General features: G+C 67.1%; 20 protein-coding genes, 3 tRNA genes and 1 pseudogene. 12 read left to right on the plus strand and 12 right to left on the minus strand.

Annotation, left to right across the window (positions count from 1 at the left end; genetic code table 11):
* The first annotated feature begins 131 nt into the window (after positions 1-131).
* The 6 genes from gyrB (at position 132) to ACWDUA_RS15505 (ending at position 7,257) form a co-directional block, all read left to right on the plus strand.
* Complete coding sequence (gene gyrB, locus ACWDUA_RS15480) at positions 132-2,216, plus strand: DNA topoisomerase (ATP-hydrolyzing) subunit B (protein WP_449751885.1); 2,085 nt, start codon at positions 132-134, stop codon at positions 2,214-2,216.
* Positions 2,217-2,283: 67 nt separating this feature from the next.
* On the plus strand, positions 2,284-4,770 hold the full coding sequence (gene gyrA, locus ACWDUA_RS15485) for a DNA gyrase subunit A (RefSeq protein ID WP_449751886.1): 2,487 nt from the start codon (positions 2,284-2,286) through the stop codon (positions 4,768-4,770).
* A 158-nt stretch (positions 4,771-4,928) separates the two neighbouring features.
* Positions 4,929-5,855, plus strand: a complete 927-nt coding sequence (locus ACWDUA_RS15490; RefSeq protein ID WP_449751887.1) for a DUF3566 domain-containing protein — start codon at positions 4,929-4,931, stop codon at positions 5,853-5,855.
* A gap of 75 nt (positions 5,856-5,930) precedes the next feature.
* Positions 5,931-6,004 (plus strand) — tRNA-Ile (locus ACWDUA_RS15495).
* Between the two features lie 65 nt (positions 6,005-6,069).
* Positions 6,070-6,142: transfer RNA gene (locus tag ACWDUA_RS15500), tRNA-Ala, on the plus strand.
* A gap of 80 nt (positions 6,143-6,222) precedes the next feature.
* Entirely contained in the window at positions 6,223-7,257 is a 1,035-nt protein-coding gene (locus ACWDUA_RS15505) for an FUSC family protein (RefSeq protein ID WP_449751888.1), read from the plus strand.
* A gap of 39 nt (positions 7,258-7,296) precedes the next feature.
* Here the strand turns inward: ACWDUA_RS15505 and ACWDUA_RS15510 are convergent, their stop codons facing one another.
* The 3 genes from ACWDUA_RS15510 to ACWDUA_RS15520 all read right to left on the minus strand — a co-directional run bounded on the left by ACWDUA_RS15510 (position 7,297) and on the right by ACWDUA_RS15520 (position 9,592).
* Entirely contained in the window at positions 7,297-8,007 is a 711-nt protein-coding gene (locus tag ACWDUA_RS15510; protein WP_449751889.1) for a cutinase family protein, read from the minus strand.
* A gap of 129 nt (positions 8,008-8,136) precedes the next feature.
* Entirely contained in the window at positions 8,137-8,706 is a 570-nt protein-coding gene (locus tag ACWDUA_RS15515; protein ID WP_449751890.1) for a DUF4190 domain-containing protein, read from the minus strand.
* 709 nt (positions 8,707-9,415) lie between these two features.
* Positions 9,416-9,592, minus strand: a complete 177-nt coding sequence (locus tag ACWDUA_RS15520; RefSeq protein ID WP_449751891.1) for a hypothetical protein — start codon at positions 9,590-9,592, stop codon at positions 9,416-9,418.
* 27 nt (positions 9,593-9,619) lie between these two features.
* On the opposite strand from ACWDUA_RS15520, the gene ACWDUA_RS15525 reads away from it, so the two are divergent.
* Complete coding sequence (locus ACWDUA_RS15525; protein ID WP_449751914.1) at positions 9,620-10,189, plus strand: peptidylprolyl isomerase; 570 nt, start codon at positions 9,620-9,622, stop codon at positions 10,187-10,189.
* A gap of 26 nt (positions 10,190-10,215) precedes the next feature.
* Complete coding sequence (locus tag ACWDUA_RS15530; protein ID WP_449751892.1) at positions 10,216-11,112, plus strand: rhomboid family intramembrane serine protease; 897 nt, start codon at positions 10,216-10,218, stop codon at positions 11,110-11,112.
* Here ACWDUA_RS15530 and ACWDUA_RS15535 read toward each other — a convergent pair.
* Positions 11,109-11,579, minus strand: a complete 471-nt coding sequence (locus tag ACWDUA_RS15535) for a PH domain-containing protein (RefSeq protein ID WP_449751893.1) — start codon at positions 11,577-11,579, stop codon at positions 11,109-11,111. The two genes, ACWDUA_RS15530 and ACWDUA_RS15535, sit on opposite strands and share 4 nt — an antisense overlap.
* Before the next feature lie 146 nt (positions 11,580-11,725).
* Positions 11,726-12,016 (minus strand): cell division protein CrgA, encoded by a 291-nt coding sequence (gene crgA / locus ACWDUA_RS15540; protein ID WP_449751894.1) that lies wholly within the window; start codon positions 12,014-12,016, stop codon positions 11,726-11,728.
* 221 nt (positions 12,017-12,237) lie between these two features.
* On the opposite strand from crgA, the gene ACWDUA_RS15545 reads away from it, so the two are divergent.
* The gene (locus tag ACWDUA_RS15545; RefSeq protein WP_449751915.1) at positions 12,238-12,951 is read left to right on the plus strand and encodes an aminodeoxychorismate/anthranilate synthase component II; all 714 of its coding nucleotides are present in this window, start codon (positions 12,238-12,240) and stop codon (positions 12,949-12,951) included.
* 139 nt (positions 12,952-13,090) lie between these two features.
* Here ACWDUA_RS15545 and pknB read toward each other — a convergent pair whose 3' ends face one another.
* From pknB to ACWDUA_RS15580, 7 genes are all read right to left on the minus strand, one after another.
* Positions 13,091-15,004 carry a Stk1 family PASTA domain-containing Ser/Thr kinase gene (gene pknB / locus ACWDUA_RS15550; RefSeq protein WP_449751895.1) on the minus strand — a complete coding sequence of 638 codons (1,914 nt, stop codon included), beginning with the start codon at positions 15,002-15,004 and terminating at the stop codon, positions 13,091-13,093.
* 10 nt (positions 15,005-15,014) lie between these two features.
* Complete coding sequence (locus ACWDUA_RS15555; protein WP_449751896.1) at positions 15,015-16,394, minus strand: protein kinase domain-containing protein; 1,380 nt, start codon at positions 16,392-16,394, stop codon at positions 15,015-15,017.
* Positions 16,391-17,869 (minus strand): peptidoglycan D,D-transpeptidase FtsI family protein, encoded by a 1,479-nt coding sequence (locus tag ACWDUA_RS15560; protein ID WP_449751897.1) that lies wholly within the window; start codon positions 17,867-17,869, stop codon positions 16,391-16,393. The genes ACWDUA_RS15555 and ACWDUA_RS15560 overlap by 4 nt, the downstream gene beginning before the upstream one ends.
* Positions 17,866-19,296 (minus strand): FtsW/RodA/SpoVE family cell cycle protein, encoded by a 1,431-nt coding sequence (locus ACWDUA_RS15565; RefSeq protein WP_449751898.1) that lies wholly within the window; start codon positions 19,294-19,296, stop codon positions 17,866-17,868. Before ACWDUA_RS15565 ends, ACWDUA_RS15560 begins: the two co-directional genes overlap by 4 nt.
* A complete protein-coding gene (locus ACWDUA_RS15570; protein WP_449751899.1) occupies positions 19,297-20,811 on the minus strand; it encodes a PP2C family protein-serine/threonine phosphatase in 1,515 nt (504 codons plus the stop codon).
* Positions 20,808-21,269, minus strand: coding sequence for an FHA domain-containing protein FhaB/FipA (locus tag ACWDUA_RS15575; protein ID WP_020793043.1), 462 nt, complete (start codon positions 21,267-21,269; stop codon positions 20,808-20,810). The genes ACWDUA_RS15570 and ACWDUA_RS15575 overlap by 4 nt, the downstream gene beginning before the upstream one ends.
* Before the next feature lie 194 nt (positions 21,270-21,463).
* Entirely contained in the window at positions 21,464-22,732 is a 1,269-nt protein-coding gene (locus ACWDUA_RS15580; protein ID WP_449751900.1) for an FhaA domain-containing protein, read from the minus strand.
* 321 nt (positions 22,733-23,053) lie between these two features.
* On the opposite strand from ACWDUA_RS15580, the gene ACWDUA_RS15585 reads away from it, so the two are divergent.
* The 3 genes and pseudogenes from ACWDUA_RS15585 to ACWDUA_RS15595 form a co-directional block, all read left to right on the plus strand.
* Positions 23,054-23,139 (plus strand) — tRNA-Leu (locus ACWDUA_RS15585).
* A gap of 1,111 nt (positions 23,140-24,250) precedes the next feature.
* Entirely contained in the window at positions 24,251-24,490 is a 240-nt protein-coding gene (locus ACWDUA_RS15590) for a helix-turn-helix domain-containing protein (protein WP_449751916.1), read from the plus strand.
* 91 nt (positions 24,491-24,581) lie between these two features.
* Positions 24,582-25,278: pseudogene (locus ACWDUA_RS15595) on the plus strand (transposase); the annotation flags it as partial.
* Between the last annotated feature and the right edge of the window lie 388 nt (positions 25,279-25,666).

Below are 25,666 nucleotides of genomic sequence, written 5' to 3' on the forward strand. Positions count from 1 at the left end.
TCACGACGGCCGGCGGCACCGGGGTGTTCACCACCTGCGTGTCCTGGTGATCGTGCGGGCGGTTTTGTGTGCTGATCCCGACCTTATCCCTGCCGGGCTGGATGAGATCAGAACAGGAGTGGACGCACCTCGTGGCCGACACCAATGACAAGACCGGCAGCCCAGGACCCAAGAAGCCGAAGAAGAAGCCGTCGGAGTACGGCGCCGATTCGATCAGCATCCTCGAAGGACTCGAGGCGGTCCGCAAGCGGCCCGGTATGTACATCGGTTCCACCGGTGAGCGTGGTCTGCATCACCTGATCTGGGAGGTCGTCGACAACTCGGTCGACGAGGCGATGGCAGGCTTCGCCACCCGTGTCGACGTCACCCTGCTCGCCGATGGGGGCGTCGAGGTGATCGACGACGGCCGTGGCATCCCCGTGGCGATGCATGCCACCGGTGTCCCCACCGTCGAGGTGGTCCTCACCCAGCTGCACGCCGGCGGCAAGTTCGACTCCGACTCCTATGCGGTGTCCGGTGGCCTGCACGGGGTCGGTATCTCCGTGGTGAACGCGCTGTCCACCAAGGTGGAGGTCGACGTCGACGTCGACGGCTTCCACTGGCAGGAGACGTTCACCGCGTCCAAGCCGGACGGGCTGGTGAAGGGGGATCCCACCCGAAAGACCGGTACCACTGTCCGGTTCTGGCCGGACCCGACGATCTTCACCGAGACCACGGCGTTCAACGCCGAGACCGTCGCCCGGCGCCTGCAGGAGATGGCCTTCTTGAACAAGGGTCTGACCATCACCCTCACCGACAAGCGGCCCAAGGCCGTCGAGGTCCCCGGTGACCCGAACGGTGACGCCGAGGCCGGCGAGGGCGGTCCCGACACCGCCGAGACGATCAAGACCGAGGAAGAGAAGAAGGTCGCGGCTTCCAAGCCCAAGACCCGCACCTATCACTACCCCGACGGCCTGGTCGACTACATCAAGCACATCAACCGCACCAAGACCGCGATCCACAAGTCGGTCATCGGTTTCACCGGCAAGGGCACCGGCCACGAGGTCGAGATCGCGATGCAGTGGAACGACGGCTACTCCGAGTCGGTGCACACCTTCGCCAACACGATCAACACCCACGAGGGCGGTACGCACGAGGAGGGTTTCCGTGCGGCCCTGACCCGCGTGGTGAATTCCTATGCGCGCGACAAGAAGTTGCTCAAGGAAAAGGACTCCAACCTCACCGGGGACGACATCCGCGAGGGTCTCGCCGCGGTGATCTCGGTCAAGGTCGGCGAGCCGCAGTTCGAGGGCCAGACCAAGACCAAGCTCGGCAACACCGAGGTGAAGAGCTTCGTGCAGAAGGCCTCCGGTGAGCACCTCGAGCACTGGTTCGAGGCCAACCCGGCCGAGGCCAAGATGATCGTGAACAAGGCGGTGGACTCCGCCCACGCCCGACTCGCCGCCCGCAAAGCGCGAGATCTGGTGCGTCGCAAGAGCGCCACCGACATCGGTGGTCTGCCCGGCAAGCTCGCCGACTGCCGGTCCAACGATCCCAGCAAGTGCGAGGTCTACCTGGTGGAGGGTGACTCCGCCGGTGGGTCGGCCAAGACCGGTCGTGACTCGATGTACCAGGCGATCCTGCCGTTGCGCGGCAAGATCATCAACGTCGAGAAGGCCCGCATCGACCGCGTCCTCAAGAACGCCGAGGTCCAGTCGATCATCACCGCCTTCGGTACCGGCATCCACGACGAGTTCGACATCAGCAAGCTCCGCTACCACAAGATCGTCCTGATGGCCGACGCCGACGTCGACGGTCAGCACATCTCGACGCTGCTGCTGACCCTGCTGTTCCGGTTCATGCGTCCGCTCATCGAGCAGGGCCACGTCTACCTGGCGCAGCCGCCACTGTACAAACTCAAGTGGCAGAAGGGCGCCGAGCCGGAGTACGCCTACAGCGACCGCGAGCGCGATGCGATGATCGAGGCCGGTGTGTCCTCCGGCAAGAAGATCAACACCGACGACGGTATCCAGCGCTACAAGGGCCTCGGCGAGATGAACCCGAGCGAGCTGTGGGAGACCACCATGGACCCGGCCACCCGGACCCTGCGTCTGGTCACCCTCGACGACGCCGCCGCAGCCGACGAGCTGTTCTCGGTCCTGATGGGCGAAGACGTCGTCGCCCGACGCAGTTTCATCGCCCGCAACGCGAAAGACGTTCGCTTCCTTGACGTCTGATCTGTGATCCCGGGAGAACTCTCCCGGCACAGACGGATTCGACGCGAACACCCATGAAGGAATTCTGATGACTGACACCACCCTCCCGCCCGCCGGCGGTGAAGGCGATCGCATCGAACCGGTCGACCTCGGCCAGGAGATGCAGAACAGCTACATCGACTACGCGATGAGCGTGATCGTCGGACGCGCACTGCCGGAGGTGCGCGACGGTCTCAAGCCGGTGCATCGCCGACTGCTCTACGCCTCCTACGACGCCGGGTTCCGCCCCGACCGCAGCTATGTGAAGTCGGCGAAGCCCGTTGCCGAGACGATGGGCAACTACCACCCGCACGGCGACTTGGCCATCTACGACGCCCTGGTGCGTCTGGCCCAGCCGTGGTCGATGCGTTACCCGCTCGTCGACGGTCAGGGCAACTTCGGTTCCCGCGGCAACGACGGCCCCGCCGCCATGCGGTACACCGAGGCCCGCCTGACCCCGCTGGCCATGCAGATGTTGCGTGACATCGACGAGGACACAGTCGATTTCACCCCGAACTACGACGGCAAGACCAATGAGCCGACGGTACTGCCGGCCCGCGTACCCAACCTGCTGATCAACGGCTCCGGCGGTATCGCGGTCGGTATGGCCACCAACATCCCGCCGCACAACCTCAACGAGGTCGCCGACGCCATCTTCTGGGCGCTCGAACATCACGACGCCGACGACGAGAGCACCCTCGCGGCGTGCATGGAGCGGATCAAGGGACCGGATTTCCCCACTGCGGGCCTGATCGTCGGCGGCCAGGGCATCAAGGACGCCTACACCACCGGTCGTGGATCGATTCGTATGCGCGGTGTGGTCGAGATCGAGGAGGGCAAGGGCGGGCAGGCGCAGATCGTCATCTCCGAGCTGCCCTACCAGGTCAACCCCGACAACATGATCCAGTCGATCGCCGAGCAGGTGAACGAAGGAAAACTCAAGGGCATCAGCAAGATCGAGGATCACTCCTCCGATCGTGTGGGCCTGCGGATCGTGGTGACGCTGCGTCGTGACGCGGTCGCCAAGGTCGTGCTGAACAACCTGTACAAGCACAGCCAGCTGCAGACCAGCTTCGGCGCCAACATGCTGTCCATCGTCGACGGCGTGCCGCGCACCCTGCGCCTCGACCAGATGATCCGCCACTATGTGGCCCACCAGATCGACGTCATCGTGCGCCGCACCCGGTACCGGTTGCGCAAGGCCGAAGAGCGTGCCCACATCCTGCGCGGTCTGGTCAAAGCACTCGACGCCCTGGACGAAGTGATCGCATTGATCCGTGCGTCGGCCAACACCGAGGCCGCCCGCACCGGGTTGATGGACCTGCTCGAGATCGACGAGATCCAGTCCGATGCCATCCTGGCGATGCAGCTCCGCCGCCTGTCGGCGTTGGAGCGGCAGAAGATCATCGACGAGTTGGCCGAGATCGAGCGCGAGATCGCCGACTACAAGGACATCCTGGCCCGCCCGGAACGTCAGCGTGCGATCGTCCACGACGAGCTCGCCGAGATCGTCGACAAGTACGGCGACGAGCGTCGGACCAAGATCATCGCCGCCGACGGGGAGGTCTCCGACGAGGACCTGATCGCCCGCGAGGACGTCGTCGTCACCATCACCGAGACCGGCTACGCCAAGCGCACCAAGACAGACCTGTATCGCAGCCAGCGACGCGGCGGGAAGGGGGTTCAGGGTGCCGGCCTCAAGCAGGACGACATCGTCGCGCACTTCTTCGTGTGCTCCACACACGATTGGATCCTCTTCTTCACCACCAAGGGCCGCGTGTACCGCGCCAAGGCCTACGAGCTGCCAGAGGCCAACCGCACCGCCCGCGGCCAGCACGTCGCCAACCTGCTGGCCTTCCAGCCGGAGGAGCGGATCGCCCAGATCATCCAGATCAAGGCCTACGACGACGCGCCGTACCTGGTGCTCGCCACCCGCAACGGTCTGGTGAAGAAGTCGCGCCTGGAGGACTTCGACTCCAACCGGTCCGGCGGTATCGCCGCGATCAACCTGCGTGGCGAGGACGAGCTGGTCGGGGCGCAGCTGTGCAGTGCCGACGACGACCTGCTGCTGGTCAGCCACAAGGGTCAGTCGATCCGCTTCCACGCCGACGACGAGGCGCTGCGGCCGATGGGTCGTCAGACCTCCGGCGTGCAGGGTATGCGGTTCAACGACGACGACACGCTGCTGTCGCTCAACGTGGTCCGCGAGGGCACCTACCTGCTGGTGGCGACCTCGGGCGGCTACGCCAAGCGCACCGGGATGGACGACTACCCGGTGCAGGGTCGTGGCGGGAAGGGCGTGCTGACCATCCAGCACGACAAGCGGCGCGGCATCCTGATCGGTGCGACCATCGTCGACGACGACTCGGAGCTGTACGCCATCACCTCCGGTGGTGGGGTCATCCGGACCGCGGCCAAGCAGGTCCGCAAGGCGGGTCGACAGACCAAGGGTGTGCGTCTGATGAATCTCGACGAGGGGACCACACTGCTGGCCATCGCCCGCAATGCCGACGAACCGGACATCGAGTCCGAGTGACCTGACATCACATGCGAGCCACGATCCCGGCGCGGGGTCGTGGCTCGCGTTGTGTGACGCCCATAACCGATAGGGTGGACCAGACGGTTCGCCGGGCCTTGTGTCCGCCGAATTGCCGGATGAGCAGCCGCGGCGAGACGCCGAGTGAGGGAACACCAGTGAGCCAACCGAACGATCCGGACACGACCATGCCGGCGAAGTCACCGGCGACACCGGCGTCCGGTGGCGCCCCCGAGGGCCCCGGCGCGCAGCCCGGTCCCCAACGCGGTGCCCTGGTGCCGCCGTGGCAGCGCGGCCCCGCCGAGGCCGCACCGCCGACCGGGGAGGGAGAGAAGAACGGCAACGGTGAGCGTCCCGCCGGTCCGCCGCCGCGCGGGGTGGTGTCCAGCAGTCCGGTCACCGGTCCCGGAAACGCTGGTCCCGCAGGTGGGGGAGCACCCACCAACGGCCAGGTCCCGGTGAAGAAGCTCGACGCCCCGCAGGTGGGTCCGTCGGTTCCGCCGACCGGCAAGACCGACGGCAAGGAGCCGCCGCGTCCGCGGTTCACCGAGGTCCCCACCCGCACGATCACCCGGGATCCCTCGGCGGACGAGCAGCTGCCCGATCTCGACCAGATCCACCACGCCGACGTCGCGAAGGCCGCCGCCGCGGCGAACGCCAAGACCGAGACGATCACCCGTCCCGCGCCCGCCCAGGTGGGCAAGGCGGCGACCGGGGGAGCCGGGCTCCGAGCGGCGGTCCAGATCCGCCGGCTGGATCCGTGGGCCACGTTCAAGGTGTGCGGCACGCTGGCCGTGATCGGCTTCGTCATCTGGATGATCGCCATCGCCGTGCTCTACCTCGTCCTCGACGGGATGGGTGTCTGGGAGCAGATCAACAGCTCGTTCGGCACTCTCGTCACCGCCGACAACAGCTCCACCGAGGGAGACATCATCGGTGCGGGATCCGTCTTCGGCTACGCGGCCCTGCTCGGTGTGATCAATTCCATACTCATCACCGCGCTCGCCACCATCGGCGCCTACATCTACAACATCGTCGCCGACATGGTCGGCGGTCTCGAGGTGACCCTCGCCGACCTGGATTAGTCCAGGTCAGACGGCTGCCGAGAAGTCGTTTTGGTTTCTCGGCATGCCGTGGGGTAATGTCTGTCCTCGGTTCAAGGGCCTATAGCTCAGGCGGTTAGAGCGCTTCGCTGATAACGAAGAGGTCGGAGGTTCAAGTCCTCCTAGGCCCACTGCGAGTGGATGTTCGCATCCGATACGCACCCAACGTCGGACCCGCGCGACGCGGAAACGGCACGGGGCCTTAGCTCAGTTGGTAGAGCGCTGCCTTTGCAAGGCAGATGTCAGGAGTTCGAATCTCCTAGGCTCCACATCTTCTTCTCGCACTGTTCGTGCATCTTCCGTCGGATCCGACGCTCGATCGATCCTTGTTCGCAACTACATTGAGTGCGTGAACGCACCGTCGGACGACCCGGTGTTGGTGTGGCGGTGGCTTCCGGCGGGGCTCGCCGCTGTTGCCGCGATTCCGGCAGTGATCGTCACGGCGCTCGGATCCGTCCAGGAGGGTGCGGCCTTCGCGCTCGGGTTGCTGCCGGCGCTGATCGTCGGAATCCCACCGGACCGGCGTCATCGGGTCGTCCTGCTGATCGCCGCGGTGATCGTCGGTCTCCCCATCGTCCTGGGCGCTACGGTGACGTCGATTCCGGTGCTGGCGCTGGTGGTGATCTTCGTCCTCCCGGTGCTGGCCACGGTCACCGCCGGACGCTTGCAGCGTCCCCGGGTGTCGATGCTGCTGATCCTGCTGGTGCCGCCGCTCACGGGTATCGGGTTGAGTCTGGACGGCGTCACGGCCGGGCTGCACCTGATGTTGCTGTTCATCGCCGGGTGCGCCTTCACCTTCCTGATCGCGCTCGCGGTACCGCCGGATCGCCTGCCTGCGGCCGCGGCGGACGGTCCGCCACCGCCGATCCCCGACGTCGCCTACGGTGTCACGTGCGGTCTGGTGGGCGTGATCACCGCCGGGGTTGGGTACCTGCTGGACTTCGACCACATCGGATGGGCATGCGCCGCGGCGCTGCTGGTGATGCGTCCCGATCGCGATCTGCAGACCTGGCGGACCGCCGGACGTTTCGTATCCGTACTGGTGGGTGCGGCGGCCGGTGCCGGACTCGTCGAGTTGGGCCCGGAGCCATGGGTCTTCGCAGTGGTGATCTGGATCGTCGTGTGCGCGATCGCCGGGACACGGGGCAGCCGCTGGTACGTGCTGCCGACGTTCACCACGTTCCTGGTGATCGTGTTGCTGAGCTACCCGGACGGCGCCCAGGCGGCGGGCCGCTTCGGTGAGCGGGTCGGCGAGACCGTGCTCGGTCTCGTGGTGGCCGCGGTGGCCAGCGTGCTGCCGGCCGTGTGGCACAAGAACCACCGAACCTCGCCTATCCGCGGTGCGGACCACACCGTGGAGCGACCACCGGACATGGAGGGATGATCACGCGCCGCACACGGGCGCTCGAAGACGCACTTGGTGTCAGACCCGCGCCGCGACGTACCGTGCGGCGTCGAGCGTGTCACCGTTCACCGAGTACAGGACGTGCAGTGCGTTGGGCTGCTGGACGGGCGAACCGTCACACACCACATCGCCGGGAATGCAGTAGGAGACGGTGTCAGCGCGGTACTGGGCGCCGATGGTGATGGGCGGTGCCCCGATGTCCCGTATCCACCGATCCGACGGGGGCGCGAACAGCACGGCGGCCTGGATCTTCGGGGCGACCGTCGAGGGCAGCGGCTTGGGGACCTGATCGGAGTACTGCTGATACTGCGGTTCGAGCTGAATTCCGCCGCTGAGCGTGTAGGAGGCGACGACGGCACCCTGCGAATACCCGCCGACGACGATGTCGGTCCCCGGGCATGAGCGGGCCACGGACGTGATCCGCGCCTGGGCATCCCGTACACCGTCGAGGACGCTGTCGATGATCGCGCGACGATTGTCGAACTTGGCGCTCGCTGGGTAGCGCACGGGGTATCCGACCACGGTCTTGCCCGGCAGCTGACTACGGACGGCCTCGACGAAGGAGATGCCGGTCAGGCCCATCGGCGCGCCGTCTTCGGCGGTACCCCGGGCGAACACCACCTCGACGTCCGGGCAGGACGCTGCTGCGGCGTGCGGGGCCGGAACGACGAGCAGTGCCGTCACCAGCGTGATCAGACCGGACAGGGTCAGCAGGACGCGCCTCATCATGGCGCAGATGCTACCGGTGGGTGGTGACGACGGGGTGTCGAACGGGTCGAATCATGAGCACGTCGAACAACCGCTGCCAAAGTAGTTGAGGTACAACGCAATTCGGGCAGTCTAGCGATTCGGACAGGACTAACCGAGGCCCCACAGCAGTAGGTAGGCGATCAACGCGACCAGGATCGCCACGACGTAGGTCCATCCGACGACGATCGCGACGGTGGCGAACGCCGATCCGTACTCCCGGGTCCGCCGGATCTGATTCCGCGCGCGGTATCCGAGGAACAGTCCGATCGGTGACGTACAGCCCAGCACCGAGAGCACCATCGCCCACACCGACAGCTTGTTGGTGGGTGCCGTGGTGCGGGTTTGGGGTCGTGCGGCGGCGCGCTGAGCGCCCACGGACACCTCCTCGTCGGGGGCGGCGGCCTGTCGGGCCGCATCGCCGGGGGAAGAAGTCGGGGTGGCAGAAAGGGCGGGGGCAGACGACGTGGCAGCGGGCGCCACCGGCGTCAGAACGGTCTCGGCCGCCTTGTCCACATCGACCGCCGAGTATGCCTGGGGTCGTGGTGGCGGCGGTGTATCGGTGGTGCTGCGGGTCGGCGCATCGGGCGCCCCGGGGGCCGGTGCGGTCAGGTTGCGGGTCTCGCCGGCCTCCGGGTCCGGTGGCGGGACAGGCGGCCCGGCCGGTCGGCCGGCGTTCATCGGGGCCACTCCACCCGGCCGCGGGCCGCGTGGAGGCGGGGGAGGCATCCGCGTGCCGGGACCGGGCCGGGCACCGGGCGGCGGACCCCCACGCCAGCCGGACTGGGGACCCGGTCCGGGTTGGGGCGAAGGTGCGGGCCCGCCCTGCGGTGGGCCGGGACGCGGGCCCGGACCACTGGGTGCCGGACCGCCCGGCGGGGGCCCACTGGGGCCGGTGGGCGGCAGCGGCCGCGGACCTGGGCCGGTGTTGGACATCGGTGCGCCGGGTCCGGGACCGTTCGGCCCGGGACTGTTGGATCCTGCATCGGGCGCCGGTGGTCGGGGACCACCGCCGGTGATCGGCGGACCGGCCGGTCGAGAGGCAGCCGGGGCGGACGGACCACCGGGACCGCCGACACCGGGACCGCCGACACCGGGACCGCCGACACCGGGACCGCCGCTCACCGGTGCCGTCGGACGCCGCTCCCACGGTGCGGAGACGCTGCCGGACGGACTGCCGGCCTCGGGCTCGTTCCAAGTACTCGCCCCGGGCGCCGGGGCCTCGGGGCCCCGCGGCGTCGGCTCGGCGCCGGCCGCGTCTTCGCTGCGGCCGCCGTCCACGGGCCGGTTGTCATCGGAGTTCACCTGTTCAAAGTACCTGCCGGGCGTCTCGCCCCGAATCGGTGACGTGGCCGCGGCACCGGATGCGTGCCCCGGATCGGACGTCGGATCAGGACGCCGCGGCGTCGGGCTCGACAACGGGCTCGAGATCCTCGACCCGCGGCACGGTCGGCGAGACCGGCGGGATCTCGGTACGGCTGCGTCGCACGATGATCACCGCACCCAGGGCGGATAGGGTCGTCGTGACCAGGGCACCGACGAGGAGCAACAGGTACTTCTTGGGCATGTCACACAGGGTGCCAGTTCGCCCTTGATGGTGCTACTCGCCGACATCCGTTCGAGGATTTGGTTGGATGGAAGTGTGAGCACATCTACACAGACCGCCACCATCACAACCAACCGCGGCGACATCAAGGTCGAACTGTTCGGCAACCACGCGCCGGAGACCGTCGCCAACTTCGTCGGCCTCGCCGACGGCACCAAGGACTACGCGGCCAAGAACGCCGCCGGTTCCGACTCCGGTCCCTTCTACGACGGCTCGGTGTTCCACCGCGTCATCGAGGGCTTCATGATCCAGGGCGGTGACCCCACCGGCACCGGCCGCGGTGGCCCCGGCTACCAGTTCAAGGACGAGTTCCACCCGGAGCTGCAGTTCGACCGTCCGTACCTGCTGGCGATGGCCAACGCCGGACCGGGCACCAACGGCTCGCAGTTCTTCATCACCGTCGGACCCACCCCGCACCTGAATCGTCGCCACACCATCTTCGGTGAGATCACCGATCCCGCCTCGCAGCAGGTCGTCGACGCGATCGCCACCACCGCCACCGACCGCGCCGACCGTCCGGTCGACGCCGTCGTGATCGAGAAGATCGAGGTCGCCTGACCGTTCCCCCCGCCGGGCCGCCGGCGGTGTGTTATCGCCACCCCGACCGTCCCACCGCGTTGTCCTGCACGCGGTGTGGGCGGCCGGCCTGTCCGGAGTGCCTACGTCCCGCCGCGGTCGGCGCGCACTGTGTGGACTGTCTACGAGCCGAGGGATCCCACCAGCAGGTGCGAACCCCGCACTTCTCCGATCAGGGTGTCCGCCCGGTGGTCGGCGCTCCGGTCACGGTCCGCCGGCCGATCGCGACCTACTCGCTGATCGGCATCAACGTCGCGGTCTTCCTGTGGACGGTGATCGCCGCGGGATCCTTCGACGTGCAGATCTCCACACCCATCCTGTACGGCGAACTCGTCCGCGGGAACGTGGTGCTCGGTGAGTACTACCGACTGTTCACCGCAGGATTCCTGCACTACAGCGTGCTGCACCTGGCCGTGAACATGATCTCGCTGTACATCCTCGGACGTGATCTCGAGGTGGCCCTCGGGATCGGGCGCTACCTGATGGTCTACGTGATCTCGTTGTTCGGCGGCAGCGCCGCGGTGATGGTGGCGCAGGCCGACGAGGGACGCTCGGCGGGGGCATCCGGAGCCATCTTCGGCCTGATGGGTGCCATGCTGATCGTCGTCCTGCGTCTGCGGGTCTCCCCGGCGCCGGTGATCACGATCATTGCGATCAACCTGGTCCTGTCGTTCACGATCAGCGGTATCTCGTTGCCTGCGCACGTCGGCGGGCTCGTCTTCGGTGCGGCGGCCACCGCCGCGGTCGTCTACGGACCCCGGCTGCTACCGGCCGCACAGCGCACCCAGCGCAACGCGAACATCGTCGGCTGGAGCGGGCTCGGCGTGTTGTTGCTGGTGGCGATCGCGATCAGCGTGCTCGTGGCCGTCACCTACACCGGCCAGATCCTGGTCTACGTGCGTTAACGGGTGTCGTCGACGGGAAATCCGGCCCGTCCGATCTCCTCGGCCACCTCGACGATGTCGGCGCCGAGATCCCACCGCGAGAACACCGCGAGGCGGCTCAGATCATCGGAGTCGTCTCGCGGATTCGCGGTCTCGCCGAAGTTGTCCACGTTATCCACAGACCGGTTATCCACAGCGAAATCGATCTCGAGTTGTCCCGATCGGCGTCCGATCCGACGCAGGGTGAGCACCCGTACGCGGAGGACGTCGGCGGGGGTGAGCGTGGTGGAGCCACCGATCGTGCGGATGGCGAGAGCGGGCACATCGCCGGTGGTCAGGGCCAGTCTTGGCCGGATAATCGCAGCGTAGGCACCAAATCCGGTGACCATCAGGCCGGCGATCGCCATCAGTGCGCGGCCGGTGGCGTCGGTGGACAGCAGTACTGCACAGAGGAGTAGCGCGATGCCACCGACCAGGAGGGCGGCCACCGCGGGAGCTGGGGTCGACCACCTGGTGGTGGTCGAGGGGGGCGAGTTATCCACAGTAGTTACTCACAGTGGGGATGACTTACACACATGTAATTTCCACACTGTGGATAACCCTGGGGACAACGCCGACCGGACATGATCGGCGGTCAGCGCCACCGCATGGTCATCAACAGGCCACCCACCATCAGGGCGAAACCGATCAGGAAGTTCCACGGCCCCAGATCGGCCATCCAGTGCAGGGCCTGGCCCTCGCCGCCGTAGGTCGTCTCGCTCGCGGCGAGGTAGTAGACGATCAGCCAGGCCAGGCCGAGCAACATGAGACCGAGCATCACGCCGACGTAGATGGCGCTGGAGGGTCCGGCCTTCACCTTGACCGGCGTACGACTGGCCGGGTTGATGGTGTAGTCGGTCTTCTTCCGGACTTTTGACTTCGGCATGACTTCCTTGTGTTGTGCGGCAGATCGCGCCGGCGGACCGGAGCACGACCGCGTCGGTGGCATCTGAATACGGCAACTGATTGCGACAACGACCGCAGCCAGATGAAGACACGTCGCTTCTACGGTATCTCACCAGGTCGGTGCGGTGAGAACCTCGAACACAGCCGGGTACCCTGACACGGGTGACCAGCACGACACCCGCAGCGTCGGATCCCGCAGCTCTGCATTCCTCTGGGTCGTCCACCGGACGCATCCTCGTCGTCGACAACTACGACAGCTTCGTCTACAACCTGGTGCAGTACCTGGGGCAGCTCGGTGTGACCGCAGAGGTCTGGCGCAACGACGACGCTCGCCTCACCGACGACGAGGGTCACTTCACCACCGAATCGCTGACCGCCGCGGTCACCGGATTCGACGGTGTGCTGCTCAGCCCGGGTCCGGGGACCCCCCAGCGTGCCGGCGCGACCATGCCGCTGGTCGCCGTCGCCGCGTCCACCGGGCTGCCGCTGCTCGGTGTGTGCCTGGGCCACCAGGCCATCGGCGCGGCCTTCGGCGGAACCGTCGACCGTGCCCCCGAACTGCTCCACGGCAAGACCTCGCTGGTCCACCACGATCAGGTCGGTGTGCTGCGCGGCCTGCCGGATCCGTTCACCGCGACCCGCTACCACTCGCTCACGGTGCTCCCCGAGACCATGCCCGACGAGCTGGTCGTCACCGGACGCACCGAGTCGGGTATCGTGATGGGCCTCGCGCACCGCGAACTGCCGATCCACGGCGTGCAGTTCCATCCGGAGAGCGTGCTCACCCAGGGCGGACACCGCATGCTCGCCAACTGGCTGGCCGTGTGTGGGATCGAGATCGCGGACTCACGGGTCACCGCGCTCGAGGCGGAGATGGCCGACGCCGTCGGCGCGGCCGGGGCGATCGGCATCTAGCCACCCACCCTCGGCCGGAGTCCTGCACACCGGGCGGGTGGCCACCGGGCGTCAGATCTCCGGGGCCCATCTCCGGATCCGCCGGCGTTCCCCCTTCATGGGGCTCGTGTCGTGCGACCCGTCTCGTGCGACCCGGGGGTCAGCCCGGCAGCAGGCTGGCCCGCCCGATCGTGATGGACACCGAGTCGGTCTTGCGGACCTTGGATCCCGCGGCCGGGTCCTGCGAGAGCACCTTGCCGTCGTCGGGGCTACCGAGCGGCACCCCGCGGGTGGTCTGGGTGAGCGTCCCGTTGTTCCAGCCGGCCCGCTGTAGCGCGGTCCGTGCCTGATCCGGGGTCTGCCCGCCCAGGTCAGGCATCGCGAACAGGTTGCCGCGCGAGATGGTCAGCTGCACCGTCGAACCCTGCTTGACCGTGTTGCCGGCGACCGGCGACGAGCTGACCACCTGGCCGGCGGGCAGGTCGGAGTCACCGGGCACCACGACGATCTTCAATCCGAGCTGATCGAGTTGGGTGCGGGCGTCGGATTCGAACTCGCCGATCAGGTTCGGGATGCTCACTTCCTTGGGCCCGGTACTGATCCGCAGCACCACGGGGTCGCGGACCGGGGCATCCGAGCCCACCGCCGGGTTGGTGTCGACCACCGCACCCTCCTCGACGTCGATCGAATCGACCTTGACCACCTGGATCTGGTTGAACCCGGCCTCTTTGAGCATCGTGGTGGCCTGGGCCTCGGTCTTGCCCCGCACATCCGGGACGCGGTGTCGTTCGCGACCGCTGGAGATGAACAGATTGACCGTCGAACCCTCGGCGGTCGGCACGTTCTCCCCGGGTGCCGAGCGCGTGGCCTTGCCCGCCGGGACCGTCTCGCTGCTCTCGTCGAGCTGCTTGACGTCGAAACCGGCCTTCTCCAGGGAGGACCTCGCATCGGCGGCCGACAGTCCGGCCACGGCCGGCACCGACACGTTGTGGGCCGACGAGTCCGACGACCACGGCGCCCACCACACGAGCAGACCGATCAGCAGCACCGCCACCGCCGCCAGTGACCCGGCGATCAGCAGCGGCGAGCGCCGCCGCAGGGGCACACCGTCATCGTCGCCGGCGGCGTCCACCGCGGGCTGACGGCCCGAATCGGTGCGCAGCGCACGCCGCGGCCCGGAGTCGAGCAGCGCCGACCGGTCCTCGTCGCTCATCAGCAGCGGCGCCGACGGTTTGCCGCCGGCGAGCACCTTGATCAGATCCGATCGCAGTTCGGCAGCCGACTGGTAGCGGTTCTCCTTGTTCTTGCTCATCGCCTTCATGACGATGGAGTCCAGCTCCGGGGGGATGTCCGGCCGGATCGCCGACGGCCACCGCGGATCCTCGTGGACATGCTGGTGGGCGACGGCGACCGGCGAGTCCCCGGTGAACGGCGGCTCGCCGGTCAGCAGCTCGAACAGCACACAGCCCATCGAGTAGATGTCGCTGCGCGGATCCACCTTGATGCCGCGGGCCTGCTCCGGCGACAGATATTGCGCGGTTCCCATCACCGCACTGGTCTGGGTCATCGTCGACGTCGAGTCGTTCATCGCACGGGCGATGCCGAAGTCCATCACCTTGACCGCACCCGAGGTGTCGATCATGACGTTGGCCGGCTTCATGTCGCGGTGCACGATGCCGTTGCGGTGCGAGAAGTCCATCGCCGCGGCCACGTCGGCCATCCAGGTCATCGCCTGCCGCGGGGCCACCGGACCGTTGCGTCGCAGGACGTCGCGCAGCGTCTCGCCGTCGACGTACTCCATCACGATGAAGGGCAGTGGACCGTCCTCGGTCTCGGCCTCACCGGTGTCGAAGACCTGCACGATGGTCGGGTGGTTGAGCTTCGCCGCATTCTGCGCCTCACGGCGGAACCGCAGGTAGAAGGACGGATCTCGGGCCAGGTCGGCGCGCAGCACCTTCACCGCGACGTCGCGGTTGAGCAGCACGTCGCGGGCGTAGTGCACCTCGGACATGCCACCGAAACCGAGTGTCTCACCCAGTTCGTAGCGGTCGGAGAGGCGATGCGGGGTCGACATCATTCCGCTTTCATTCCGCCGGGAAACAGATCGGCGGACAGAACTGCCCGGTCACCGTCGGGGCGCCCGTGTCGTTGCCGTTGCCACCGGTTGTGGTGGTCTCGGCCGGGGCCTCGGTGGTGGTGCGGGTGGTCCGGGTCGTGGTGGTGGTCTCCTCTTGCGAGGTCGTGGTGGTGGGACGCTGCCGGGTGGTCTCGGTGGTCTCGGTGGTCGGTTCGGCCGTGGTGGTCTCGGTGGTGGTCTCGGTGACCGTCGACGATGCCGGCGGCGGGGTGGTCGACGACCCGTCCGCCTGCGCCAGGTAGTAGCCGATCAACGCGATCGCACCCACCAGCAGCGCTGCCGCGACACCGGCGAGCACCTTCTGGCCGGTGGTCCAGCCGCTGGTGGCGACGGCAGCGGTGCCGTGTGACGGCGTGGACGGCCGGGCCGCGGCCGAAGCCTCGGTCGGCAGTCCCACGTCGGTCATGGCCCGTGTTCCGGTCGGGCGTGCGGCCGCCGCGGCTGCCGCTGCGGCAGCACCGGCTGCGGCGGCGGTACCCGGTCGGGGTGGTCGATGACCGGCCCGGACCGCTGCGACCGCGTCGGCGAACGCGCCACCGTTGGGGTAGCGCTGCTTGGGATCCTTCGACATCGTGATGTCGATGAGCTCGCGCACGTTGGCCGGCACGGTGTCCGGCAGCGGCGGCGGGGTCTCGCGGATGTGCTTCATCGCGACGGTGATCGCACCGTCGCCGAGGAAGGGTCGGCGACCCACCAGGGCCTCGTAGCCCACCACGCCCAGCGAGTACACGTCCGACGCCGCGGTCGCGTCGTCGCCGGTGGCCTGCTCGGGCGAGATGTACTGGGCGGTTCCCATCACCATGCCGGTCTGGGTGACCGGGGCGGCGTCGACCGCCTTGGCGATGCCGAAGTCGGTGATCTTGACCTGCCCGGTGGGGGTGATCAGGATGTTGCCCGGCTTGACGTCGCGATGCACCAGCCCCTGATTGTGTGCGGCCTGCAGCGCCCGACCGGTCTGCTCGAGCATGTCGAGGGTGTTGGTCACCGACAGCCGGCCCAGTCGCGAGATCACCGAGTTCAACGGCTCACCGTCGACCAGTTCCATCACCAGGTACGCCAGCGTGCCGCCGCCACGATCCGGGGTCTCGCCGTAGTCGAAGACGTTGGCGATGCCGGGATTGTTCAGCATGGCGGTGGTCTGCGCCTCGGTGCGGAACCGCGCCGTGAACTCCGGGTCGTCGGAGTATTCGGCCTTGAGTACCTTGACCGCCACCCGACGATTCAGCCGGGTGTCAAGTGCTTCCCACACCTGTCCCATACCGCCGGTGGCGATCAGCCGCATCAGCCGATAGCGGTCGGCGATGATGGTGCCGTTCTGCAGCGTCATCGTCCACCTCCTACATAAGCATTGATCACCGCGCGACCGATCGGACCGGCGGTTCTCGCACCGACCGACGCCACGCCATCCTGTCCGTTCTCGACGACGACCGCCACTGCGATCTTCGCGTCGGTCGACGGACCGAATGCGATGTACCACGTGTACGGCGTGGTCACCGTGCGGTCGCCGTGCTCGGCGGTTCCGGTCTTCGAGGCTATCGGTACCGAGCCGCCGCCCGTGTTCGAGTAGTTCTCGGATCCGACCATCATCGAGGTCAGGCTAGCCGCCTGCTCCGACGTGATCGGCGAGTCCACCGTCGTCGGGGGCGTCGTGTACAGCGTTCGCAGGTCCGCCGACTGCAACTTGTCCACGAGGTACGGCTGCATCCGCACGCCGGCGTTGGCGACCGTCGCCGCGACCATCGCGTTCTGCAGAGCGGTCATCGCCACGTCCTTCTGCCCGATCGCCGACAACGCGAGCGATGCGCGGTCTGGGATCGGTCCGACGGTGGACGCGACGACCGGCATCGGGATGTTCGGTGCCGGGGTGTCCAGGCCGAACAGGCGGGCGGTCTGCTTGAGCTTGGCGGTGCCGTCATCCATCTTGTTCAGCACCAGGTCGGCGAAGGCGGTGTTGCACGAGTACTTGATCGCATCGGCGAGCGTCACCGTTCCACCGCCCGGGCAGGTCTCGTCGCCGTAGTTGGGCAGACTCGCGGTGCTGTCGGGCAGCCGGAAGTCGGCCGACCCGGTCAGCCGGGTGTCGGCGGTCTTGCCGTCGCGCAGCCCCGCGGCCGCGGTGACCACCTTGAACGTCGAGCCCGGCGGGTACACCTCTTCGATCGCGCGGTTCTGCAGGCGCTTGTCGGGTCCGGTGTCGACGGCCCACGCGGCCTCGCGCACGTTCTGGTCGTGGCTGGCCAGCAGGTTGGGGTCGTAGCTCGGTGTCGACACCATCGCCAGGATCTTGCCGGTGGCCGGGTCCATCGCCACCACCGCACCGCGGCACGGTCCGTCGCACGGGCCGTTGACCATAGCGTCGTAGGCGGTGACCTGCAGCTTCGGGTCGATGGTGGTCACCACGTTGCCGCCCCGGGGGTCGCGGCCGGAGAACATGTCCATGAAGCGCTGCCCGAACAGCCGGTCGTCGTTTCCGGTGAGGATCGAGTTCTCGTACTGCTCGAGGCCCACCGAGCCGTATTGGATCGAGTAGTAGCCGGTGACCGGGGCGAATGCGCGCGGTTCCACCGGGTAGGTGCGCAGGTACTTGTAGCGGCTGTCGGTCGGCTGCGACGCCGCGATCACCTCGTTGCCGGCGATGATCGAGCCGCGCTGCCGTGAGTACTCGTCGAGCAGCACGCGGTCGTTGCGGGGGTCGTAGCGCAGCGAGTTCGCCTTGAAGACCTGCACATAGGTGGCGTTGGCCAGCAGGATCACGATCAGCACGATCACTGCGACCGACACCCGTCGGATGGGTTTGTTCACGAGCGTTTCACCGCCCGGGTCTCCAGCGACTCCACCGGCTTGGGCGTCGGCCGACGCTTGGTCGGGTCGGGCTCACGCGCCGCGTTGGAGATCCGGATCAGCAGCGCCACCAGCACATAGTTGGCCAGCAGCGACGACCCGCCGTACGACATGAACGGCGTGGTCAGGCCGGTCAGCGGGATCAGTTTGGTGACACCGCCGACGACGACGAAGACCTGAACCGCGATGGTGAAGGCGAGTCCGGTGGCCAGGAGCTTGCCGAAGCTGTCGCGGACGGCCACGCCGGTCCGCAGGCCACGCATGATGAAGATCAGGTACAGCATCAGGACGGCCGCCAGACCCACCAGGCCGAGCTCCTCGCCGATGGTGGCGATGATGAAGTCGGTGTTGGCGAACGGCACCGCATTCGGGCGCCCGGAGCCCAGGCCGGTCCCGAACAATCCGCCGGTGGCCAGCCCGAACAGGCTCTGACCCACCTGGTATCCGGTGGAGTAGAAGTCGGCAAACGGGTCGCGCCACACCGCCACACGCACCTGCAGGTGGCTGAACAGGTTGTAGGCCACCACCGCGCCCACCGCGAACAGGCTCAGGCCCAGCACCAGCCAGCTGACCCGCTCGGTGGCCACGTACACCATGGTCAGGACGGTGGTGAAGATCAGCAGTGAGGTGCCCAGGTCGGACTCGAAGGCCAGCACGCCGATCGCGAGGATCCAGGCGACCAGCAGCGGCCCGAGGTCGCGGGCGCGCGGGAAGTCGATGCCCAGGAACTGTTTGCCCGCGGTGGTGAACAGGTCACGCTTGGACACCAGGAACGCCGCGGCGAAGATGATGATCAGGATCTTGGAGAACTCGCCGGGCTGGATGTTGAACAGCGGCGTGCGGATCCAGATCTTGGACCCGTTGATCTCCGACAGCGACGACGGCAGGATCGCCGGGATCGCCAGGAAGATCAGACCACCCAGACCCAGTGTGTAGGCGTAGCGCGAGAGTGCCCGGTGATCACGGATGACGATCAGGATCACCGCGAACACGGCCATGCCCAGATATGCCCACAGCAGCTGCTGATCGGCATTGTTGGTGCGTTCGCTCGGGTTGATGGTCTCGCCGGTGTTGCCCGAGCCCAGGTCGAGGCGGTGGATGAGCACCAGGCCGAGTCCGTTGAGCAGTGCGACGATCGGCAGGAACACCGGATCGGCGTGCGGTGCGTACCGGCGCACCACGAAGTGCCCGAGACCGAACAGGACGACGTAGCCGGCGACGTATTTCAGGATGTCCCACGAGAGGGTCTCGCCCTGCGCGCTCTGCACGATGAGCAGCGCGATGGTGACCACACCGATGGCGAACACCAGCAACGCCAGTTCGATGTTGCGTCCGGTGTGCTCGGGTGGGCTGGGCGGGGCGTGGGTGGGGGAGGCGGTCTGGGTCATCTACGGCGTCCGACAGCCGTCCTGCCCGGTCGGGACCGGGGTGGACTGGGGGATCGACGGGGACGTGGGAGCCGATGTCACACCCGACGAGGGCACTTCCGACGACGGTCCGGTCACCGGGATGATCTCGCCCTGCTGATCGGATGCCGGGACCACCTCGTTGGCCGGCGGTACCGCACCGGGGGCCGGGGCGGGCGCCGGGGCGGTGGGGCTGGGCAGGGACTGGTCTGGGGTGGTCTCCGGACACAGTGGCAACAGTCGCAGACCACCGGCGGCCACCCGGATCTCGTCGAGCGGTTTGCCGGAGATGCTGTGCGACTCGACGGTGTTGCGCGACAGGGTGACCAGATCGCTGAGCGGCAGCGCGTCACACTTCTCGGTGCTGTCCATCGGGCGGAACTCGATGGTCGCGTCCGGCGAGGTGGGGTCGACGATGCACCCCTTTTGTGTGGGGTTGCTGACCTGCAGGAACAGGATGGTGTCGGGGGAGCCCTGGAAGATCAGGACGTTCCCGTCCTGTTCGCCGACGTAGTAGGTGCGGTGCAGGATGCCGCGGATCACGAAGAATCCGCCGACGATGGCCGCGATCACCACCACGGCGATCGCCGCGGCGACCCACCGTCCCCGATGCCGGGTGGGGGTGGGCTCGTCGTCGGGCAGGATCGTCGGGCGCTGCGGTTCGGCGAGTGGCGGACGCAGGGCGGCGGCCCGACCGGCCGCGGTCTTCGGGTCCGGGGTGTAGGCGTCCTCACCGGTTCCGGCGGCACCACCGACGATGGGTCGCGACTCGCCGTAATCGGTGTCGACGACGTCGGCGAGCACCACGGTCACGTTGTCGGGGCCGCCGCCGCGCAGCGCCAGCTCGATCAGCCGGTCGGCGCATTCCTTGTAGTCGGTGATCGACCCCAGTGTCTCGGCCAGGGTGTCCTCGCTGACCACGTCCGACAGTCCGTCGCTGCACAGCAGGTAGCGGTCTCCGGGGCGCGCCTCACGCATCGTGAGGGTGGGTTCGACGGCCTGGCCGGTCAGCGCCCGCATGATCAGCGACCGCTGCGGGTGGGTGTGTGCCTGTTCGGCGGTGATGCGGCCCTCGTCGACGAGGGTCTGCACGAAGGTGTCGTCGCGGGTGATCTGGGTGAGCTGGCCGTCGCGGTAGAGATAGCCGCGGGAGTCGCCGATGTGGCACAGGCCGATCCGGCTGCCGGCGAACAGGATCGCGGTGAGCGTGGTGCCCATGCCGTCGAGTTCGGGGGCCTGCTCCACCTGATGGGCGATCGCCTGATTGCCGGTCTGGGTGGCGCGGTCGAGCGCCGACAGCAGATCGCCCGACGGGTCGTCGTCGTCGAGGGAGCGCATCGCCTCGATCACCAGCCGGCTGGCGACCTCACCGGCGGCGTGGCCGCCCATGCCGTCGGCCAGGGCGAGCAGTCGGGGACCGGCATATGCGGAGTCCTCGTTGTTGGCTCGGACCAGGCCTTGGTCGCTTCGCGCGATATAGCGCAACACCAACGTCACGGGCGCAACTCGATCACGGTCTTGCCGATCCGGATCGGCGTGTTGAGCGGAACCTTGACAGCGGTGGTCACCTTGTCACGGTCCAGATAGGTGCCGTTGGTCGAACCCAGATCCTCGACGTACCAGTCGTCTCCGCGGCTCGACAGTCGTGCGTGCCGTTCGGATGCGTAGTCGTCGGTCAGCACCAGTGTCGAGTCGTCGGCCCGGCCGATCAGCACTGGCTGCGCGCCGAGTGTGATGCGTGTGTTGGCCAGTGCGCCGTGGGTGACGACGAGGAATCGCGCCGACCCGCGTGTGGACTGCCGGCCCCGACCGGATTCACCGGTGCGGAAGCGTGTCAGGCGTGATCCGGATGCGGTGACGATGTCGGCGCGCACGGTGCGGATCACGGCATAGACGAACAGCCAGAGCAGCAGCAGGAACCCCAGTCGGGTCAGCTGCAGCACCAACCCCTGCATGTCGAATCCACCTCCAGCGCGGTCTCGTGGTCGTCGAGTCGTCGGCTCCGCCTCGGTGATCCCGGGGCGAACGGACCCGACTGCGATCTTATGGGGTGAATCGCGGACACCCGTCATTCAGAGGTGTCAGTTCCGTCTCGACGTTGAACCGACGGTGGTGCATGCGGCCCGCCGCCGGGGGTGTTGTCGCGGTTCTACTGGAACCGGACGGTGATGTCGGAGTGTCCGACGCGGATGCGGTCACCGTCGGCGAGCTCCCAGCTGTTCACCTGCACGTCGTTGACGGTGGTGCCGTTGGTGGAGTTCAGGTCGGTGAGCATCGCGGTGCTGCCGTCCCAGCGGATCTCCAGGTGCCGGCGGGAGACGCCGGTGTCGGGGAGGCGGAACTGCGCGTCCTGGCCCCGTCCGACGACGTTGGAGCCCTCGCGCAGCTGGAAGGTTCGGTTGCTGCCGTCCTCGAGCATCAGGACGATCGCGCTCGGCGCGTAGCCGGCGGCGGGGCGTCCGTAGCCCTGGTCGTACCCGTAGCCGCCCTGCTGACCGTAACCCGGCTGCTGTCCGTAGCCCTGGTCATATCCGCCCTGCTGGCCGTAGCCGGGCTGCTGTGCATAACCCTGCTCGTAGCCCTGCTGGCCGTAACCCGGCTGCTGGCCGTAGCCGCCCTGATCCTGGCCGTAGCCCTGCTGGTAGTCGTAACCGCCCTGGCCGTGGCCACCCTGTTCGTAGCCCTGCTGGCCGTAGCCGGGCTGCTGTGCATAACCCTGCTCGTAGCCCTGCTGGCCGTAACCCGGCTGCTGTTCGTAGCCCTGCTGTGCGTACCCGGCCTGGTCGTATCCGCCCGGCTGGCTGCTGTAGCCAGGTTGCTGGCCGTAGCCGGCCTGCTCCTGGGCGGGTTGTGCGTAGCCCTGTTGGTAGTCGTAGCCCTGCTGGCCATAGCCACCCTGGTCGTACGCCGGCTCCGCGCCCCTGCGCTGGTCGTATCCGGGGTTCTGGGTCATTTCTGGGGCTCCTACTTCTCGGGCCGCGCCATCGGGACGCGGTTGTGCCTGTGGTCGTGCTGCCTGCCCGCGGGGTTCTGGCCGCGGCTCGGCATCCGGGTTGACCGCGCCACGAGCACGAAACATACCTGTATGTAAGGACGCAGACTGGTCGAACTCGACGACCACCTGGCCGTACGTCTGCCACCCGTTGTCATGGATGAAGTTCTCCAGGTGCTTGGAGAACCGCTTGCGGTTCAACTCGTACTCGGCCGCGATGTGTGCGTGGTCGGTCGGGCTGAACAGCAACGTGTAGCTGTTTGCGGCCAGGATTGTACCGTCGCCGAGGTTCTCGAGGGACTCCTCGGCTTCACGCTGGAGGCCGTTCTCGATCTCCTGCGGTGCCACCTCGCCGCCGAACACCCTCGCGAAACCGTCGTCGACGGCGCCTTCGAGCTTGCGCTCGATCCTCTGCAAGATCCCCACCACCGACCTCCCTTCGCGGCATTCTGGCGTGTCGCCGTGCATATGGCCTCTGATGATGATACCGATACTCGCGGTTACGGGTGTCATCGAGTAACTGCAGTACCCACCGTCTCACCGGCATCACGATGTCGGAAACACGGAAGTCCTCCTTTGATGGTGGACGAACACCGGCCGCGCGTCCACCTTCTGATCGACACGATGCTTCGATCGGATGGTGTTCGACCTCGTCGCGGGGTCCCGACGTGCCGATTTGTGGTTCGACAGGGTCTGCGTGCTATCGTCGTCCAGTCGCTGATCGAAGCCGTCGATCACGAAAGTCACGGGCGAGTGGCGGAATGGCAGACGCGCTGGCTTCAGGTGCCAGTGTCCTTCGGGACGTGGGGGTTCAAGTCCCCCTTCGCCCACCACGAGCAGTTCAGCTCAAAACACTGACAAGGGTCAGGTTGCAAAAATGCCGCCTGACCTTTCGTTTTTCTTCCATTGATCTACGGATGTCCGCAAAGCCGGCGATCGGGGAATCCGTGGGCGGAGTCCCCGACTTGGCTGTTTCGGTGCGGAATCTGGGTCGGTGTCATCGTTCTGATCGCAGGGTCACGTTCCGTCTGGGCCCATTTGTAGCAGTGAGGTCTGACAAATCCAGCGCGCTGGCCTGCCACACGGGCGATGTGTTCGTGTTCTGAGCCGGTTAGGCGGGAGGGATCCCGTCATGGGGCCATCGAGCACCCATGACGAGATCCAGTCTTAGCCTGGTTAGGTTGTTGGGTACAACCGTCCGTTCTCTCAGTGGTCATGGCTGCCTTGCGGGGTGTATCCCGTTGTGAGGGACTACCAGAGACCGCCCTGGATTCCGGGAGGGGCCGACCACCCAGCTAGCTCGCCAGGCGGAGGGAGGAACGAATCTGGGGCCTCGACGACGTGAAGGCGGCGGAGGGTGGCCCCGACGTTTCCTCGCATCCTGACGACATGGTGGCCGATTCCGATGCTGTCGGCACCGGCGATTCCCACAGTGAAACCGGCAACATGGATGTCGTCGCCAGAGGAGTCGAGCGTGGCGTGCGCAAAGACGCCTGACTGGACTGTTGCGGCCGATACCGCCGTCCCCTCGCGTGAGAAACACGCGTCCAGGCGGGGCTCGATATCGATCACCTTGCCCACAGCCGCACCGCTTATCGCCTGGACGGGTTGCAAGCCGATCATCCGGCCGCCGACCGCCCTAGATGTGCGCAGGGGCCCCGACAAAAGGTAGGCGCCGAACGCATGGCCTCGCATCAGGGCTGTCACTACCTCACCTTCAGGGATCATCTTCATGCGTTTCTTCAGGGCTATCCAATGTATGGGTTCCACACCTGATCGGCTTGCGGGACAACCGCGATCAATCCAGTCCACGCAGGAGACGGTACCCAAGTGTTAGTATCGCGTGCGATACAACCCGTGTGGGTTGAATGGATCGGTTGCGGACACAGGGACAATGGGGACGTGCCGGTCCCTGAGTCATCGTTGTCCGCTGTGCAGAGGCGGGTGAGAAGGTTGCGCAGAGATGCTGTTGGCGAAGCCGTCCGACGAGCACGCCTCAGTGCCGGGCTTACCCAGCAGGCGTTGGCCGACGCCAGCGGCGTGAGTCGCCCGGCGATTGCCCGGATCGAAACTGGCGAGGCATCAACACAAGTCGATCGACTCTGGGATCTTGCCGAAGCGCTCGGCACAACTCCTAGTGCACTCCTCAGTGAAGCAGAGCGGTATCTCTGTAGCGATGGATAGCCATGGCGGCGAGCAGAGGTACCTCGGATTCAGCTGTCAACGGCCGACGTGACCTGGGGTACCTTGATATTCAAGGAAGGACCATTAGCCTAAGCGTGGCTTCGGGTTTCATCCGATGCGTGCGTTTCTCGACCACGGTGCCACCGGTACCGGTGAACCCCTGGCGATCGAGTTGCGGGCCGGCAATGCCGGAGCGAACACCGCCGCCGATCACATCACCGTCACCACCAACGCACTCGAGCAGATACCGAAGGTACAGGGCTACCGGGTCGGCAAGAAGGTGCTGGTGCACACCGATTCAGCCGGCGGCACCCACGAGTCCCTCAACCACCGGCACAGGCTGCGCCTTGCCTACTCCGGTCGGATTCGGGTTGAGCGAGTCTGCCGCCACGGTCATCGACCGTCTGTCACCGCAGGCGTAGACACCGGCCCACGACGCCGACGGAGTGCACCGCGACTGCGCGTGGATGGCCGAGGTCACCGGCGTACTCGACCCCAGTGGCCGGCCGTCGGCGATGCGGGTGAACGTCCGCAAAAAGAAACCACATCCGGGCGCCCAGTTGCGGTTCACCGACCGAGATGGATTGCGGTTGAACACCTTCGCCACCAACACCGTGCGCGGTCAACTCGCCGACCGGGAACTGCGGCACCGCCGCCGGGCCCGCTGCGAAGACCGTATTCGCACCGCCGCAGACTGCGGACCAACCAACTTGCCATTGCACGACTTCGATCAAAACCGCCTCTGGTGCGCCATCGTGATGCTCGCCAGCGAGTTGATCGCCTGGACGAGTTCGCCCTTCTGATGTGGCAACTGTGGCGCGGCGAGACTAACCCACGGCACCGACACAATCCGGCCCTTCCGCGCGTAAGGACAACGTTTCGATGCCCTCTACCCTTGTCATCCCGTCGCGAGGTCGGCGACCACTCCAGTTGGTGACTGGCGTATTCGTGCTGGCCGTCATCGCGGTGATTGTTGCGCTGACCGCGTCGACATCACCCGCTGGTGCGGAAACCCCCGCAGAGCGGTGTGCCCGAGAAACCGCCGCCTACAACCAAACCTGGAAACAAGGCTGGGTCGCCACCCATCCGGGCACCACGATCTCCGATGCTCCGGCACCCACACCGCCGTACGTATGCCACGACCCCGCCACGCAAACACCGACCACCACCCAGCCG

This window comes from Gordonia sp. NPDC003376, from assembly GCF_053589235.1.

Bases quoted from the DNA above. Each gene is read 5' to 3' on its own strand.
- ACWDUA_RS15520 (WP_449751891.1), bottom strand. From the start codon at position 9,592: ATGCCCAAGAAGTACCTGTTGCTCCTCGTCGGTGCCCTGGTCACGACG.
- crgA (WP_449751894.1), bottom strand. From the start codon at position 12,016: ATGCCGAAGTCAAAAGTCCGGAAGAAGACCGACTACACCATCAACCCG.
- ACWDUA_RS15510 (WP_449751889.1), bottom strand. From the start codon at position 8,007: ATGATGAGGCGCGTCCTGCTGACCCTGTCCGGTCTGATCACGCTGGTG.
- ACWDUA_RS15525 (WP_449751914.1), top strand. From the start codon at position 9,620: ATGGTGCTACTCGCCGACATCCGTTCGAGGATTTGGTTGGATGGAAGT.
- ACWDUA_RS15565 (WP_449751898.1), bottom strand. From the start codon at position 19,296: ATGACCCAGACCGCCTCCCCCACCCACGCCCCGCCCAGCCCACCCGAG.
- gyrA (WP_449751886.1), top strand. From the start codon at position 2,284: ATGACTGACACCACCCTCCCGCCCGCCGGCGGTGAAGGCGATCGCATC.
- ACWDUA_RS15575 (WP_020793043.1), bottom strand. From the start codon at position 21,269: ATGCAGGGGTTGGTGCTGCAGCTGACCCGACTGGGGTTCCTGCTGCTG.
- ACWDUA_RS15515 (WP_449751890.1), bottom strand. From the start codon at position 8,706: ATGAACGCCGGCCGACCGGCCGGGCCGCCTGTCCCGCCACCGGACCCG.
- pknB (WP_449751895.1), bottom strand. From the start codon at position 15,004: ATGTCGACCCCGCATCGCCTCTCCGACCGCTACGAACTGGGTGAGACA.
- ACWDUA_RS15555 (WP_449751896.1), bottom strand. From the start codon at position 16,394: ATGACGCTGCAGAACGGCACCATCATCGCCGACCGCTATCGGCTGATG.